Here is a 15,797-nt window from a genome sequence, read left to right as displayed (position 1 = left end):
CTCGGGCAGACCTTGTGCAGGTCGCCGTAGGGGGGTTGTCCAGACATTCTCTCGCGCCTAGGGTCCCTTCCGAGTGCAAGCGCTTTCCAAGCGCGTGTCCGCAGGCTGTCCGAGGAGCGTTGCATGTCCTTGTCCCCCACCCGCCGCCGCGTGGCCGTCGTCGGCACCGGAGCCATCGTCGGCGGCAGCCATCTGCCCGCGCTGCGGGCCCATTCCGACCGGGTGGAACTGGTGGCCGCCGTAGACGTGGACCAAGAGCGCCTCGACGCCTTCCGCGAACTGGCCGGTGAGCAGGTCGCCGGTTACACCTCGATGGACGCGATGCTGGACGCCGTACGCCCCGACCTGGTCCTGATCGGGACGCCGCCCTCCCTGCACCGCGACCAGACGGTCGCCGCGCTGAAGGCGGGAGCCTGGGTGCTGTGCGAGAAGCCGCTGACCCTGTCGCTCGCCGAGTACGACGAGATCGCCGCGGCCGAGGAGGCCTCCGGCGCCTATGCGGCGGTCGTCTTCCAGCACCGCTACGGCTCCGGCGCCGTGCACGCCCGCGAGCTGATCACCAGCGGTGCGCTGGGCGCCCCGCTGGTCGCGCACTGCCAGACGACCTGGCACCGGGACGCCGCGTACTACGCGGTGCCGTGGCGCGGAAAATGGGCCAGTGAGGGCGGCGGCCCGACCATGGGCCACGGCATCCACCAGTACGACCTCCTCCTGCACCTGCTCGGCGAGTGGGAGGAGATCCGGGCCATGGCCGCGCGCCTGGTCCACGACACCGAGAGCGAGGACGTCTCCACCGCCCTGGTGCGCTTCCGCAGCGGCGCCCTCGCGACCGTCGTCAACAGCGTGCTCTCACCGGACGAGGTGAGCCGCATCCGCATCGACTGCGCGGACGCCACGGTCGAGCTCACCCACCTGTACGGCCACGGCAACGACAGCTGGGCCTACACCCCGGCCCCGCACGTGGCGTCGGAGCGCGCCACGGCCTGGCGCACCCCCGCGGCCGACGTGCCCAGCTCGCACACCGCCCAGCTGGGCACCCTCCTCGACGCCTACGACCGCGGCACCCGGCCCCCGGGCAGCGGCCGTGACGCCCGCGCCACCCTGGAGTTCGCCGCCGCCCTGTACAAGGCGGCGTTCACCGGCAGCTCGGTGCGGGCGGGGGAGATCGGCCCCGGTGATCCCTTCTACGAGGCCATGCACGGCGAGTACCCCGACTGGGCCCCCAAGGAGCGCGCATGACCATCCGCGTCACCCACACGCACGGCGAGGACATCGCCGTCACTGCTGGCGGCACGGAGATCCTCCGCTACGTATACCGCCCCGACCCGGACCCCTTCGAGTCCCGCAAGCCCTACGCCCACCCGGTGCGCACCCTCTCGGGCCGCACCGTCACCGGCTACCGCCCGAACGACCACCGCTGGCACAAGGGCCTGCAGATGACCGCGAGCCATCTGTCCGGCCAGAACTTCTGGGGCGGCAACTGCTACGTCCACGGCGAGGGTTACCTCCCCCTGCCGGGGCGCGTGGGCTCGATGCGGCACGACGGCTTCTCCGACTTCACCGTCGAGGACGACCGCCTCGCCGTCACCGAGGACCTCACCTGGATCGAGAACGGCGGCGAGGAGTGGGCGCGCGAGGTGCGCGGCCTGACCGTCCACTCGGTGGACGAGGAGGCCGGTTCCTGGGCCCTGGACTGGGCGATCCGCCTCACCAACACCCGTTCCGAACCGCTGGTCTTCGGCTCTCCGACCACAGCGGGCCGCGAGATGGCCGGCTACACCGGACTCCAGTGGCGCGGCCCGCGCGACTTCACCGGCGGCACGGTCTTCGCCCCGGACACCGACGCCGACGCGGGCAAACTGATGGGCACCCAGGGCCCGTGGCTCGCCTTCACCACCGAGCACGACGACGTCGACGGCCACTCCACCCTGGTCTTCGCGCACGCGCCCGAGAACCTCGACGCGGCCTCCGCGGTCCACGAGTCGCACTGGTTCGTCCGCTCCGAGCCCTTCCCCACGGTCGCGTTCTCCTGGGCCTTCTTCGAGGAGTTCGAGCTGCCGCCGGGCGAGTCCTTCGCCTACCGCTACCGGCTGGTGGTCGCCGACGGCGCCTGGGACCGCGACCGGGTCGGCACACACCTGGAGGGCCTGGCGTGGTGAGCGAACCCCAGGATGCCGGACTCCCGCACCCGCTGCCGGGCGCGATCGGCCTGTCGCACCTCAGCGCCTACGACTGGGAGGCAGCCGACGGCGTCTGCGGCGGAAGCCCGCACCTGCATCTGGTGTGCACGGAGGCGTACGTCGTCACCGGCGGCCGGGGCGCGGTCCAGACGCTGAGCCCCGACGGCTACCGGGACATCCCCCTCGAAGCCGGCTCGATCGCCTGGTTCACGCCGGGCACCGTGCACCGCATGGTGCAGGGCGGCGATCTGCGCATCACCGTGCTGATGCAGAACAGCGGCCTGCCCGAGGCCGGAGACGCCGTGTTCACCTTCCCGCCCGAGCTGCTCGCCGACCCCGACCGGTATGCCGCGGCGGCCACACTGCCGCCCGGGACCGGGCCTCGGACGGCGGCGGCCGCCCGGCGTCGCAGGGACCTGGCGGTCGAGGGCTACCTGGGGCTGCGCGAGGCCCTCGTGGCCGGCGACAACGGCCCGTACCTGGAGTTCCAGCGGGCCGCCGCCCGGCTCGTGCGCGACAAGGTGCCCACCTGGCGGGACCTGTGGCGGACAGGCGCCCTGGCCACCGCCGAACGCACGGGCGCCCAGCTCGACGCACTGGCCTCCGGTGAGCCCGCCCACCTCGACGAGGCCACCGCGTACGAGGCCGCCCCCACTCGGCTCGGCGGCTTCGGTATGTGCGGACGGCGGGACGAGTACAGCCTGCCCGGCACCACGCTTCCGCACCAGGAGGAGTAGCCACCGGGGGGGGACTTGAGGGGGGCTCAACCGAAACTCCGTCGAGAGGAGTGACCTCGGCATGCCCGGAAACAGGACAAAGGGGTTCTGCGCGTGGGCCGTCGCACTGGCACTGTGTGCCGTGCTGGCGGGCTGCGGAGGATCCGGGGAGTCCGCCGGCGGCGGCAAGATCGTGCTGCGCTACACGTGGTGGGGCAACCCCGACCGCGCGGAACGCACCGAGCAGGCCGTCGCGCTGTTCGAGAAGCAGCACCCGAACGTCGACGTGACGACGTCGTTCTCCGGCTACGACGCCTACAAGCAGAAGCTCGCCACCCAGGCCGCCGGCGGTGACGCCCCGGACGTGATGCAGCTGGACTACCGCCAGATCGACCAGTACGCCTCCGGCGGCGTCCTGCTCGACCTGACGAAACAGAAGTCCGTCCTGCGCACCTCCGAGATCGACCAGGGCCTGCTCGCCACCGGCCGCGTCGACGACGTCCAGTACGCGATCCCGCAGGGCCGCGGCACCGAGACCGTCGCCTACGACGTCCGAACCTGGAAGAAGTCGGGCGTCCCCCTGCCCGGCAAGAGCTGGACCTGGAGCCAGTGGGCGGACACCATGCGCGCCCTCGCGAAGAAGACCGGCAAACCGGGGGCGACCGACCCGGGCCAGAGCGAGGACGCCTTCGAGGTCTGGCTGCGCGGCCGGGGCAAGGCCCTCTACACCGACGACGGGCGGCTGGGCTTCACCGCCGGTGACCTCACGCGCTGGTGGACCTTCACCGACCGGCTGCGCCGCGAGGGCGCCGTCTCGCCCGCCGAGCAGACCACCCAGCTCGACGGCTCCGTCGAGAACACCCCGCTGGGGCGTGGCACGTCCGTCACCGACGCCAACTGGGACGCCCCCGCGAGCGGCTTCGTCGCCCTGATACCGACCGGCGTGGCCCTCGCGCCGATGCCGTCCGGCGAGGACGGCACACCCGGTCAGTACTTCAAGCCGTCGATGTTCCTCGGCGTCTCGGCGAACACCGGACATCCCGAGGCGGCGGCGCAACTCGTCGACTTCATGATCAACGACCCGGAGGCCGCGACAATCCTCGGCGCGAGCCGCGGCATCCCCGTCAACGAGACGATCCGCGACGAGATCGGCCCGCGGCTGAAGGACTTCGACAAGACCATCGCCGACTTCCAGGCATCCCTTGAGGGCAAGCTCAAGGACCCGCCGCAGGCCCCGCCCTCGGGCGACAACGCCCTGCAGAGCACCTTCCAGCGCGACTACGACCAGGTGTCCTACGCGCGCATGTCGCCCCGCGAGGCGGCCGAGAACTACGTCACCGAGGCGAAGGCGGAGCTGAGGTCATGACCACCACCGCGATCCCCGCGGAGGCGAGGAGCGCCCCCGCCACCGCCCCGAAGCGCCGCCCCAGGCGGGAACGCGAGGGCGCCGCCTGGGTGTTCCTCTCACCCTGGGTGCTCGGCGCGATCGTCCTGACGCTGCTGCCGATGGCCGTGTCGCTGTACCTGTCGTTCACCGACTACGACCTGTTCAACCCGCCCAAGTGGGTGGGCCTGCGCAACTACGTGCAGATGTTCACCGAGGACCCGCGCTACTGGCGCTCGGTCGTGACGACCCTGACCTACGTCGTCGTCGCCGTGCCCCTCCAACTGGCCCTCGCGCTCGTCGTCGCGCTGGCCCTGAAGGGCATGAAGCGCGGCAAGGGCTTCTACCGCTCGGCGTTCTACGCACCGTCCCTGCTCGGCGCGTCGATGTCCATCGCGCTGGTCTGGCGGGCGGTCTTCAACGACGGCGGCACGGTGGACAACCTGCTCGGCACCGGCGGCTGGGTCAACAAGCCCGGCTGGGCCCTGCTGGCCGTCGCCCTGCTGACGGTGTGGCAGTTCGGGGCCCCGATGGTCATCTTCCTGGCGGGGCTCCAGCAGATCACCGCCGAGCTGTACGAGGCGGCGGCGGTCGACGGGGCGAGCAAGTGGCGGCAGTTCCTGTCGGTCACCGTGCCGATGCTGTCCCCGGTGCTCTTCTTCAACCTGGTCCTGCAGACCATCCAGGCCTTCCAGGTGTTCACCCCCGCCTTCGCGGTCAGCGCCGGCAAGGGCGGACCGGCCGACTCGACTCTCGTCTACACCATGTACCTCTACGACCGGGGCTTCGTCGCCTCCCACATGGGCTACGCCTCCGCCATGGCCTGGGTGCTGCTCCTCGTGATCGGCGTCGTCACGGCGGTGCTGTTCCGCACCTCGCGCTCCTGGGTCTTCTACGCCTCCGAGGGGGACCGGTGACCTCTACGACCGTTACACACAGGCCCGTTCGCTGGGGCCGTGTCGCCGTGCACCTCGGCTGCCTGGCCGCGCTGCTGGTCATGCTGTACCCGCTGGCGTGGCTGCTGGCCACCTCGCTCAAGCCCGCCGACGAGGTCATCGCGAGCCTCGACCTGCTGCCCAGCCGCCTGGAGTGGTCGAACTACTCCACCGCCCTGGACGGCGTCAACGACGTCTCCATCTGGCGGCTGCTCGGCAACTCCCTGCTGATCGCGGGCGGGGCGGTGGCCGGCAACGTCATCAGCTGCTCGCTCGCCGCGTACGCCTTCGCGCGGCTGCGGTTCCGCTTCCGGGGGCCGCTGTTCGCCTTCATGATCGCCACGATCATGCTGCCGCACCACGCGGTGCTGATCCCGCAGTACATCATCTTCAACCAGCTCGGTCTGGTGAACACCTACTGGCCGCTGATCCTGCCGAAGTTCCTCGCCACGGAGGCGTTCTTCGTCTTCCTCATCGTGCAGTTCATGCGCGGCCTGCCGCGCGAGCTGGAGGAGGCGGCCCGGATCGACGGCTGCGGACCCTTCCGCAGCTTCTTCCAGGTCGTGCTGCCGCTCACCCGGCCGGCCCTGATCACCACCGCGATCTTCACCTTCATCTGGACCTGGAACGACTTCTTCACCCAGCTCATCTACCTCTTCGACCCGGACAAGTTCACCCTCACGCTCGCGCTGCGCTCCTTCGTGGACGCCTCCAGCACCTCCGCGTTCGGCCCCATGTTCGCCCTGTCGGTGATCGCGCTGCTGCCGATCGTGCTGTTCTTCCTCGCCTTCCAGCGGTTCCTGGTGGAGGGCATGGCCAGCTCGGGACTCAAGGGGTGAGCGGGATGACCCGACGTGAGACGGGCGAGGTGTTCGGCCCGCGCATGACCCTCTTCGCCGACGTGCTGAGCATCGGACTCGCCACAGCGGCGGCCTGTCTGCCCCTGGTCACGGTCCCGGCCGCGCTGTCGACGGCGTGTGCCGTGCTGCGCGGCGCGGGGCAGGACGAGCCCGTCACGGCGGGGCGGTACTTCGCCCTGCTGCGGCGGCGGTTGCGCGTCGGCGACCTGGTGGCGGGAGCCGTCGCCCTGGCGGGTCTGCTGCTGCTCGCCGCCGACCTGGCGCTGGCCGGGGCCGGGCTGCCGGGGGCACCGCTGTTCGCGGTGGCTTCCGCGGTGATCGGCGCCTGCGCGGCGGTGGTCGGCCTGCGGGCGTGCGGGCGTCCCGAGTCGCTCGCCGACTGGCGTGCGGCGGTGCGCGGGGCGGGCCGGGACGCCGTCACGGACGTGGGCGGCAGCGGCCTGGTCCTGCTCGCCGTGGCGACGGCCGGGCTGTGCGCCTGGATGCTGCTGCCGCTGGCCTTCCTCGCCCCCGGGCCGCTGGCCCTCGCGCTCACGGCCGTCGACGTACGCCGGTCCGCCGCCGTTTGCCTTCACTAGCCTGCGCGGCGTACAGCGGCGGGTACGAGGACCTCCCGCGCCGGCACGGCCCGGACGTACCACCGGGCAGTGCCGCACCAGCAACGCCCGGACGTGCTCCCAGGCGGTGAAGGTCTTCGGCTGACGGTCGGCCACCGCGAGGGCGCCCCCGGCACGCGGCCCCCCCGCCGCTCACCGGCGCAGGGCGCCGTCGATGCTGATCCGCGGCCAGGAACGGGCCGTCGTGAGGAGGGCCTGGGTCCTCGCCGAGGGGGTGGCCGCTGCCGCCGCGAGGGCCGCCGCCGCGCTGGCGATGCCGAGGACCGCACCCGCTGCCACGTCGCCCGGGTAGTGCACGCCCGTGTGGACGCGGGAGTAGCCGACGGCGCTCGCCAGCGCCCCGAGCGGAACCGCCGCGGGTGGCAGGACCACGCCGACGGCGGTGGCGAAAGCGACCGCGGACGCCGTGTGCCCCGACGGGAACGAGGCCGAGGTCGGCATCTTGACGTGCCGGTCCACCGTCACCCGCGCCGCTTCCCGGTCGGGCCGCGCCCGGCGCACCAGGCGCTTGCCGAGCAGATTGGCCGAGGCCGAGGCCACGGCGATCGCGCCGACGCCGACCAGCGCGGCCTTGCGCGGCCGCTTCCCGCCCAGGGCCAGGGCGGCGGCGATGCCGAACGAGATCTTGGAGTGGTCGGCCGCGTGGGACAGGTGGCGCAGCGTCCGGTCCAGGGTCGGCGTGGGAGTGGCGGCCACCGCCGCGTACAGGGCGCCGTCCACGGCCCTGAGATCGCCGAACACGGCGCTCAGGAGCCGGCCGGCTCCGCCCGCGGAGTCCCGGGCGTCCCGGAGCGGACGGGGGGCGTCCGCGTCTGTGGTCGTCGGATCGGTCATGTGCTTCTCCCCGCAGTGGCCTTCCCCAGCAAGGTACCGGCTCACGCCCGGCGCACGCTCGGCGCCCCTGCGAGCCGGTACCGCCCGAGTGCCCGGACGGCCGACGGCCACCCCCGCGAGCCGGGACACTGAGCACATGTCACCTCTGCCCGACAGGGCCCTGCGAGCGCTGGAGCGTTTCCACGCCGCCCACCCCTGGGACCACAACGCCCACTTCCACCGCTGGATCCTGCGGCAGCTCCCCGGGCGGGTGGGCAGCGCCCTGGACGTGGGATGCGGCAGCGGCGACCTGGCCCGGCTGCTGGCCCTGCGGGCGCGGCGCGTGCACGGCATCGACGCCGACCCGGAGATCACGGCCAGGGCGCGGGAGCTGACCCCGGCGGCGACCCCGGTGACGTACACGGCGGCCGACGCGCTGACCGGGCTCGGTGAGCAGTCGTACGACGTCATCACCTGCGTCGCCGCCGTCCACCATCTGCCCTTCGAACCGGCGCTCAAGGCCTTCCGTGACCACCTGGCCCCCGGCGGCACCCTGGTGATCGTCGGCGTCGCCCGGGAGCGGACGCCCGTCGACCATCTGCTCGGCATCGTGTCGGTCCCGCTCAACCTCGTCATGGCGTTGCTGAGGAGCCGGGGCCGCCCGGTGCCCCGACCGGTCTCGATGACAGCCCGCACCCGTCCGGCGGACCTGTCCTTCACCGAGATCGCGCGCGGGGCCCGGGCCGTCCTTCCCGGCGCCCGTCTGCGCCGCCGGCTGCTCTGGCGCTACACGCTGGTGTGGCGCCGCCGGTGACCCGCCGGCGCCTCAACCGGCGGTCCGGAAGGTGCGCAGCCGCAGCGAGTTGCCGACCACGAAGACGGACGAGAAGGCCATCGCCGCCCCGGCGATCATCGGGGTGAGCAGGCCGGCAGCGGCCAGCGGCAGGGCCGCCACGTTGTAGGCGAAGGCCCAGAACAGATTCGAGCGGATGGTGCCGAGGGTGCGGCGGGCCAGCCGGATGGCGTCCGCCGCGGCCCGCAGGTCGCCGCGGACGAGGGTCAGGTCACCGGCCTCGATCGCGGCGTCCGTGCCGGTGCCCATGGCCAGTCCGAGATCGGCCTGGGCGAGGGCCGCGGCGTCGTTGACTCCGTCGCCGACCATCGCCACCGACCGGCCCTCGGCCTGCAGCCGCTTCACGACGTCGACCTTGTCCTGCGGGAGCACCCCGGCGATGACCTCCTCGATGCCCACCTCCCGGGCGACCGACCGGGCCACCGCCTCGTTGTCCCCGGTCAGCAGGATCGGCGTGAGCCCGAGCGCCCGCAGCCGCCCGACCGCCTCCGCGCTCGTGTCCTTCACCGCGTCGGCCACCTCCAGGACCGCACGAGCCTCACCGTCCCAGGCGACCGCGATGGCCGTGCGCCCGGTCTCCTCGGCCGCCGCCGCGGCCCGGGCCAGCCCCTCGGGCAGTCTCATCGCCCAGTCGGCCAGCAGCCGCTCCCGGCCGACGAGCACCGCGTGGCCCTCGACGACGCCCTGCACACCGAGCCCGGGCACATTGGCGAAGTCCTCGGGCGTCGGCAGCGCACCCAGCTTCTCCAGCGCCCCGTCGGCGACGGCCCGGGCGATCGGGTGCTCGGAGGAGTGCTCCAGCGCCCCGGCCAGCCGCAGCACTTCGGCCTCGTCCGTGCCCTCGGCGGTGTGCACGGCCAGCAGTGTCATACGGCCGGTCGTGACCGTGCCGGTCTTGTCCAGGACGACGATGTCGACCCGGCGCGTCGACTCCAGGATCTCCGGCCCCTTGATGAGGATGCCGAGCTGGGCGCCCCGCCCGGTGCCCACCATCAGCGCGGTCGGCGTGGCCAGCCCGAGGGCGCAGGGGCAGGCGATGACGAGGACGGCGACCGCCGCGGTGAAGGCGGCCGTCAGCCCCACGCCGTTGCCCAGCCAGAACCCCAGAGTGCCCAGCGCGAGGGCGATCACCACCGGCACGAACACGGCGGAGATCCGGTCCGCGAGCCGCTGCGCCGCGGCCTTGCCGTTCTGCGCGTCCTCCACGAGCCGGGCCATCCGGGCCAGTTGCGTGTCGGCGCCCACGCGCGTGGCCCGCACGACGAGCCGCCCGCCGACGTTGATCGTGGCGCCGGTGACCGGGTCGCCCGAGCCCACCTCCACGGGCACGGACTCGCCGGTGAGCATCGAGGCGTCCACGGCGGAGGATCCCTCGACGACCGTCCCGTCCGTGGCGATCTTCTCGCCGGGCCGGACCAGGAAGCGGTCGCCCGCCTTCAACTCGGCGACCGGAACGGTCTCTTCACGGCCGCCGTCACGCAGCACCGTGACGTCCTTCGCGCCCAGCTCCAGCAGCGCACGCAGTGCCGCGCCCGCCTTGCGCTTGGCCCGGGCCTCGAAGTACCGCCCGGCCAGGATGAAGGCGGTCACGCCCGCGGCGGCCTCCAGGTAGATGTTCCCGGCGCCGTCCGTGCGCTGGATGGTCAGCTCGAAGGGGTGCGTCATGCCCGGCGTGCCCGCGGTGCCGAAGAACAGCGCCCACAGCGACCACAGGAAGGCGGCCGAGACGCCCACCGAGATCAGGGTGTCCATGGTGGCGGCGCCGTGCCGCGCGTTGGTGAACGCCGCCTTGTGGAAGGGCCACGCCGCGTACGTCACGACGGGCGCGGCCAGGGTGAGCGACAGCCACTGCCAGTACTCGAACTGCAGCGCCGGGATCATGGCCATGGCCACGACGGGAACCGCCAGCACCACGGCCGTGACCAGCCGCTCGCGCAGCGGCCGCAGTTCGTCGGCCCCGGGGGCCGCGTCGTTCTGCTCCGCGGGAGGTGCGGGCTCCCACGCGGTGTACCCGGTCGCCTCGACGGTGGCGACGAGGTCACCGACGGAGACGCCGCCGGAGTAGCTGACCTTCGCCTTCTCGGTCGCGTAGTTGACCGTGGCGGTGACCCCGTCCATGCGGTTGAGCTTCTTCTCGACGCGTGCCGCGCAGGATGCGCAGGTCATACCGCCGATGGCAAGCTCCACCTCGGCGTCCGTGCCGGTCGTCGTACCGGTGCTCATGGCTCAGACCCTCCCTGTCAGCTCGTAGCCGGCCTCGTCGACGGCCTCCGCGATGACGGCGTCGTCGGGCTCGGCGGAACCGGTGACGGTGACATGACCGCTGTCGAGGTCGACCTCGACACCGCTGACGCCGTCCAGCTCGCCGATGACCTGGGTCAGCGTGGCCTTGCAGTGGCCGCAGGACATTCCGGAGACGGCGTAGGTGGTGGCGGGCATCGGGTGCCTCCTCTGGACGAATCCAACAAGTGTGGAGATACGGGGCGGGGGTATCCCTCCGCTGACTTCAGGTATACCCCTGAGGGGTATACGATGCAAGCGCGAGAACAGCTTGACTGAATACCCCCCAGGGGTATGGTGAGCTGTATGGAGGCCCCGCATTCGAGCGGAAGGCCCGGTATCTGAAGGAGCCGACGGCCATGAACACCGGACTGCGGATCACCACCTTCGCCGCCGCATTGGCAGCGACCTTCGGCGCGGCCTACGGCGTCGGACAGGGCGTCGGCCCCGTCGTCGCCGACAGCCCCCCGAAGCACGAGGAGGAACACACCCGGCCCGCGCCGGAGAAGGCGCGAGGCAGCGGGCACGCAGGCCACGACACGCCCCCGGCCGGCGGTCTGCAGGTCTCCGAGGGCGGCTACACCCTCGACCTCCGGACCCCGCGCGTCACCGCGGGCAAGCGGGCAGACCTGCGCTTCACCGTCCGGGACGCCGACGGCCGCGCGGTCACCGCCTACCAGCGCGAGCACGACAAGGAACTCCACCTCATCGTGGCCTCACGCGACCTGGTCACCTATCGCCATCTGCACCCCACCCGCGCCGCCGACGGCACCTGGAGCACCCCCGTGGACCTGCCCCGCGCGGGCGGCTACCGCGTCTTCGCCGACTTCACCCCGGACAAGAAGAACGCCGGCAACCTCACCCTCGGCGCGGACCTCGCCGCCTCCGGCCCGTACCAGGCCCGGCAACTGCCGCAGGAGAGCGCCACGACCCGGGTAGACGGCTACGAGGTGCGGCTGTCCGGCTCCCTGCGTCCGGGTAAGGCGGGCGAACTGAAGCTGAAGGTCTCCCGCGACGGCAAGCCCGTCACCGACCTCCAGCCCTACCTCGGCGCGTACGGCCACCTGGTCGCCCTGCGCTCCGGCGACCTCGCCTACCTGCACGTCCACCCGAACGGCGAACCCGGCGACGGCACGACCAGGCCCGGACCGGACATCTCGTTCACCGCCACGGCACCCAGCTCCGGCTCCTACCGCCTGTTCCTCGACTTCAAGCACGAAGGCAAGGTCCACACGGCTGCCTTCACCGTTCACGCCGGAGAAGCGGCGGCGGCGCCCGGGTCCGGTACTCCCGAAGGGCACGCGGACGACGGCCACGGGCACTGAGCGTCAGCCGAGCGCCCGGTCCAGATTGAAGGCCGCGCTGATCAGCGCGAGGTGCGTGAACGCCTGCGGGAAGTTGCCCTGCTGCTGCCCGGTGTGGCTGATCTCCTCGGCGTACAGGCCCAGATGGTTGGCGTACGTCAGCATCTTCTCGAAGGCGAGGCGCGCCTCGTCGATCCGCCCGGCGTGCACCATCGCCTCGACGTACCAGAACGAGCAGATGGAGAACGTGCCCTCGTCGCCGCGCAGCCCGTCGGGGCTGGAGCGGGGGTCGTAGCGGTAGACCAGCGAGTCGGACACCAGTTCCTCGGTGAGCACGTCCAGCGTCGACAGCCACTTCGGATCGGTGGGGGCGATGAACTTCGTCAGCGGCATCATCAGCACCGCCGCGTCCAGCACGTCACCGTCCTCGTGCTGGACGAACGCCCCGCGCTCCTCGCACCAGCCCCGGCTCATGATCCGCCGGTAGATCGTGTCGCGGCACTCCCGCCAGCGCGGCAGGTCGGCGGGCAAACCGCGCCGGTTGGCCATCCGGATGGCCCGCTCGATCGCCACCCAGCACATCAGCCGCGAGTACAGGAAGTTCTTGCGCCCGCCCCGCGTCTCCCAGATCCCCTCGTCGGGCTGGTCCCAGTGCGCGCACACCCAGTCCACCAGCGCGCACACGTCGTCCCAGTGGCCGCTGGAGACGGGCTTGGCCCACTTGTCGTAGAGGTAGACCGAGTCGATCAGCGCGCCGTAGATGTCGAGCTGGAGCTGGTCGGCGGCCGCGTTGCCGACCCGTACCGGCGCGGAGCCGTGGTGGCCCTCCAGGTGGCCGAGGGTGCGCTCGGGCAGCTCGGTGCGTCCGTCGATGCCGTACATGATCTGCAGCGGTCCGGAGGTCTTGCCGTCACCGGGGCTGATGTGCCGGGTCACGAAGTCCATGAACGCCTCGGCCTCCCCGGTGAAGCCCAGCCGCAGCAGCGCGTAGACACAGAAGGCCGCGTCGCGCACCCACACGTACCGGTAGTCCCAGTTGCGCTCGCCGCCGAGCTCCTCGGGCAGACTCGTCGTCGGCGCGGCCACGATCGCCCCGGTGGGCGCGTACGTGAGCAGCTTCAGCGTCAGCGCCGAGCGGTGCACCATCTCCCGCCAGCGGCCCTTGTACCGGGACGCCGCCAGCCAGCGCCGCCAGTACGCCACGGTCGCCGCGAACTGCTCCTCCGCCTCCGTGCGCGCACACCGGCGGGCCGCCACACCGCCGCCGACCTTGTCCAGCGCGAACACCGCCGAGTCGCCCTCGGAGAGCTTGAATTCGCCGCACACGTCGTCCGGCCCGTCGGCCTCCAGCGGCACGGTCGCGGTCAGCGCGAGCGTCAGCCCTTCGGTCTCGAACTCCGCGGTGTCACCGGCCAGCCGGACGGTGTGCGGCAGGGATCCGTAGTCGAACCGGGGCGCCACCCGCGCACGGAAGGGGATCGAGCCGCGCACGCACACCACCCGCCGGATCAGCCGGTGCCGCTCCGCCTCGGCCGGGCCGCCGCCGACCGGCATGAAGTCCTGCACCTCGCCGACCCCGCCCTCGGTGAAGAAGCGGGTGATCAGGACGTTGGTGTCGGGGAAGTAGAACTGCTTGGTCCGGGCCGGTACGGTCGCCGCCAGTTCGAAGCAGCCGCCGCGCTCCGCGTCCAGGATCGAGGCGAACACGCTCGGCGCGTCGAAGGCCGGGCAGCAGTACCAGTCGATCGTGCCGTCGGTCCCCACCAGGGCGACGCTGCGCAGATCGCCGATCAGCCCGTGCTCGGCGATCGGTACGTACCGCCGGCCGCCCCGCACGCCCCGGTCCTGTGCCGTTCCGCCCATGACAGCCTCCCTGCCGGTAGGCGCCTCAGCTCCAGCCTAGAACCGCCGGCGGACCGCCGCCGTCAGACGGTGACGACCCGCAGTCCGGCCTCCTCGAAGCGACGCACCACCTCGGTGTCGGCCGCCGTGTCCGTGACCAGTGTGTCCACCGCCTCGGCCGCGCAGATCCGGGCGAACGCCCGCCGCCCCAGCTTGCTGGAGTCGGCGGCGACCACCACCCGTTCCGCCCGTTCGCACAGCAGCCGGTTGATCGCCGCCTCCGCCTCGTCGTGCGCCGCGGCGCCGTGCGTCACGTCGAAGGCGACGACGCCGAGCACCGCCACGTCGACGGTGATCTGCCCGAGCACCCCGTCCGCGAGCGGCCCGACCAGCTCGTAGGACTGGGCCCGCGCCACCCCTCCGGTCAGCACGATCTTGAACTGGGGCCGCACGGCCAGCTCGTTGGCGATGTTCAGCGCGTTCGTCACCACGGTCAGCGCGGGCGCCCCGGACACCCCGGACTCCCCGGACACCAGATCCCCGCGCACGGCCAGCGCTCGCGCCACCTCGGTCGTGGTGGTCCCCCCGGTCAGCCCCACCGCCTCACCCGGCGCCACCAGGTCCGCCACCGCCTTGGCGATGCGCTGCTTCTCGGAGGCGTGGCGGGCCGTCTTGTAGCGCAGCGGCAACTCGTACGACACGCCGTGCACGACAGCGCCGCCCCGGGTGCGCACCAGCATCTGCTGCTCGGCGAGTCCGTCGAAGTCACGGCGGATCGTCGCCGCCGACACCCCGAGTTCGGCCGCCGCGTCCTCCACGTCCAGCCGGCCACGCTCCACGAGCAGTTCCAGCAGCGTCCTCCAGCGGGCGTCCCGCGACATCCGCACCTCCACGTTTCGATCTCCGGGCGACCCTAACGCACCCGGTCCGGCCAAATGCTTGATGATGCTCGAAAGCTGGCGCTATCTTGCAGGAACAATCAGAGTGGAGGGTGCGGGATGACGCATGTCGAGGACGAGCTGATCAGCCAGCCCGAGTGCTGGGCACGCGCCGCGTCGCAGGCGGCCCATCACGCGAAAGCGCTGCCCTCCCCGGGGGAGCGGGTCGCGATCGTCGGCTGCGGCACCTCGTACTTCATGGCGCGGGCCGCCGCGGCGCTGCGCGAGGGCGCGGGCCAGGGCGAGACCGACGCCTTCGCCGCCTCGGAGTTCCCCCACGGCCGCCGCTACGACCGGGTCGTCGCCCTCACCCGCTCCGGCACCACGACCGAAGTCCTGGACCTGCTGGGCCGGCTGAAGGGCGCCATCCGCACCACCGCCATCACCGCCGACCCGGACACGCCCGTGCGGGCGGCCGCCGGTGAACTCGCCGTCCTGGACTTCGCGGACGAACGCTCCGTCGTGCAGACCCGGTTCGCGACCACGGCCCTCACCCTGCTCCGCGCCCACCTCGGCCTCCACCCCGACGCCGCCGTCACCGACGCGCGCACCGCCCTGACGGAGCCGCTGCCCGAAGGGCTGGTGGAGTGCGGGCAGTTCACCTTCCTGGGGCGCGGCTGGACCGTCGGCCTGGCCGACGAGGCCGGGCTGAAGATGCGCGAGGCCGCGCTGGCCTGGGCGGAGGCCTACCCGGCGATGGAGTACCGGCACGGCCCCATCAGCGTCAGCACCAGGGGCACGGCGACCTGGATGCTGGGCGAGGCCCCGGACGGACTCGCCGAACAGGTGCGTGACACGGGTGCGTTGTGGATCGCCGGGCGCCTCGACCCGCTCGCCGAACTCGTCCGTGTCCAGCGGCTCGCGGTCGCCGTCGCCGCGTCCCGCGGGCTGGACTCCGACAGCCCGCGCCACCTCACGCGCTCGGTGATCCTCGCGCCCTGACCCGGGCCTCGCCCGGACACGCCGCCGTCGCGGCGTCCGGCCGGCTCAGCCGCGAGCGGCGGGCCTGGCGCTCGGTCCGGGCGCACGCCCATCTGCCGCGTGGCCGTCCGTCGCCGACTCCTGCACGCTCGGC

General features: G+C 72.5%; 15 protein-coding genes. 10 read left to right on the top strand and 5 right to left on the bottom strand.

All coding sequences use genetic code 11. The features are described 5' to 3' along the window. Positions 1 to 123 precede the first annotated feature (123 nt). The 7 genes from ACFY9S_RS27815 to ACFY9S_RS27785 all read left to right on the top strand — a co-directional run bounded on the left by ACFY9S_RS27815 (position 124) and on the right by ACFY9S_RS27785 (position 6,653). Positions 124 to 1,239, top strand: coding sequence for a Gfo/Idh/MocA family oxidoreductase (locus tag ACFY9S_RS27815; protein WP_391133176.1), 1,116 nt, complete (start codon positions 124 to 126; stop codon positions 1,237 to 1,239). Then, a complete protein-coding gene (locus tag ACFY9S_RS27810) occupies positions 1,236 to 2,159 on the top strand; it encodes a DUF6807 family protein (RefSeq protein ID WP_391133173.1) in 924 nt (307 codons plus the stop codon). Before ACFY9S_RS27815 ends, ACFY9S_RS27810 begins: the two co-directional genes overlap by 4 nt. Next, complete coding sequence (locus tag ACFY9S_RS27805; RefSeq protein WP_391133170.1) at positions 2,153 to 2,917, top strand: cupin; 765 nt, start codon at positions 2,153 to 2,155, stop codon at positions 2,915 to 2,917. The genes ACFY9S_RS27810 and ACFY9S_RS27805 overlap by 7 nt, the downstream gene beginning before the upstream one ends. Before the next feature lie 61 nt (positions 2,918 to 2,978). Next, entirely contained in the window at positions 2,979 to 4,262 is a 1,284-nt protein-coding gene (locus tag ACFY9S_RS27800) for an extracellular solute-binding protein (protein WP_391133167.1), read from the top strand. Further along, complete coding sequence (locus ACFY9S_RS27795) at positions 4,259 to 5,197, top strand: ABC transporter permease subunit (protein ID WP_391133164.1); 939 nt, start codon at positions 4,259 to 4,261, stop codon at positions 5,195 to 5,197. The genes ACFY9S_RS27800 and ACFY9S_RS27795 overlap by 4 nt, the downstream gene beginning before the upstream one ends. Next, positions 5,194 to 6,054, top strand: a complete 861-nt coding sequence (locus ACFY9S_RS27790) for an ABC transporter permease subunit (protein ID WP_391133160.1) — start codon at positions 5,194 to 5,196, stop codon at positions 6,052 to 6,054. The genes ACFY9S_RS27795 and ACFY9S_RS27790 overlap by 4 nt, the downstream gene beginning before the upstream one ends. A 5-nt stretch (positions 6,055 to 6,059) precedes the next feature. Further along, positions 6,060 to 6,653, top strand: coding sequence for a hypothetical protein (locus tag ACFY9S_RS27785; protein ID WP_391133157.1), 594 nt, complete (start codon positions 6,060 to 6,062; stop codon positions 6,651 to 6,653). Between the two features lie 171 nt (positions 6,654 to 6,824). Here ACFY9S_RS27785 and ACFY9S_RS27780 read toward each other — a convergent pair whose 3' ends face one another. After that, positions 6,825 to 7,526, bottom strand: coding sequence for a phosphatase PAP2 family protein (locus tag ACFY9S_RS27780; protein ID WP_391133154.1), 702 nt, complete (start codon positions 7,524 to 7,526; stop codon positions 6,825 to 6,827). Between the two features lie 136 nt (positions 7,527 to 7,662). Here ACFY9S_RS27780 and ACFY9S_RS27775 point away from each other — a divergent pair, with 136 nt between their 5' ends. Beyond that, positions 7,663 to 8,319 carry a methyltransferase domain-containing protein gene (locus tag ACFY9S_RS27775; protein WP_391133151.1) on the top strand — a complete coding sequence of 219 codons (657 nt, stop codon included), beginning with the start codon at positions 7,663 to 7,665 and terminating at the stop codon, positions 8,317 to 8,319. A 12-nt stretch (positions 8,320 to 8,331) separates the two neighbouring features. Here ACFY9S_RS27775 and ACFY9S_RS27770 read toward each other — a convergent pair whose 3' ends face one another. Next, positions 8,332 to 10,581, bottom strand: coding sequence for a heavy metal translocating P-type ATPase (locus tag ACFY9S_RS27770; protein WP_391133148.1), 2,250 nt, complete (start codon positions 10,579 to 10,581; stop codon positions 8,332 to 8,334). Positions 10,582 to 10,584: 3 nt separating this feature from the next. Beyond that, positions 10,585 to 10,797 carry a cation transporter gene (locus tag ACFY9S_RS27765; RefSeq protein WP_391133145.1) on the bottom strand — a complete coding sequence of 71 codons (213 nt, stop codon included), beginning with the start codon at positions 10,795 to 10,797 and terminating at the stop codon, positions 10,585 to 10,587. A gap of 200 nt (positions 10,798 to 10,997) precedes the next feature. On the opposite strand from ACFY9S_RS27765, the gene ACFY9S_RS27760 reads away from it, so the two are divergent. Beyond that, entirely contained in the window at positions 10,998 to 11,963 is a 966-nt protein-coding gene (locus tag ACFY9S_RS27760) for a hypothetical protein (protein ID WP_391133142.1), read from the top strand. A 3-nt stretch (positions 11,964 to 11,966) separates the two neighbouring features. On the opposite strand, the gene ACFY9S_RS27755 is transcribed toward ACFY9S_RS27760, so the two are convergent. Both ACFY9S_RS27755 and ACFY9S_RS27750 read right to left on the bottom strand, forming a co-directional pair. Next, the gene (locus ACFY9S_RS27755; protein WP_391133139.1) at positions 11,967 to 13,805 is read right to left on the bottom strand and encodes a glycoside hydrolase family 15 protein; all 1,839 of its coding nucleotides are present in this window, start codon (positions 13,803 to 13,805) and stop codon (positions 11,967 to 11,969) included. Between the two features lie 62 nt (positions 13,806 to 13,867). Further along, positions 13,868 to 14,665, bottom strand: a complete 798-nt coding sequence (locus ACFY9S_RS27750; protein WP_391133136.1) for a DeoR family transcriptional regulator — start codon at positions 14,663 to 14,665, stop codon at positions 13,868 to 13,870. Between the two features lie 117 nt (positions 14,666 to 14,782). On the opposite strand from ACFY9S_RS27750, the gene ACFY9S_RS27745 reads away from it, so the two are divergent. Continuing rightward, the gene (locus ACFY9S_RS27745; RefSeq protein ID WP_391133133.1) at positions 14,783 to 15,664 is read left to right on the top strand and encodes an SIS domain-containing protein; all 882 of its coding nucleotides are present in this window, start codon (positions 14,783 to 14,785) and stop codon (positions 15,662 to 15,664) included. The last annotated feature ends 133 nt before the right edge of the window (positions 15,665 to 15,797 follow it).

Origin of the sequence: Streptomyces sp. NPDC012474, assembly GCF_042955185.1 — a bacterium.
Lineage (GTDB): Bacteria > Actinomycetota > Actinomycetes > Streptomycetales > Streptomycetaceae > Streptomyces > Streptomyces cahuitamycinicus.
Note: the sequence above shows the minus strand (reverse complement) of the source record. Positions and strands in the feature narration are given on the sequence as shown.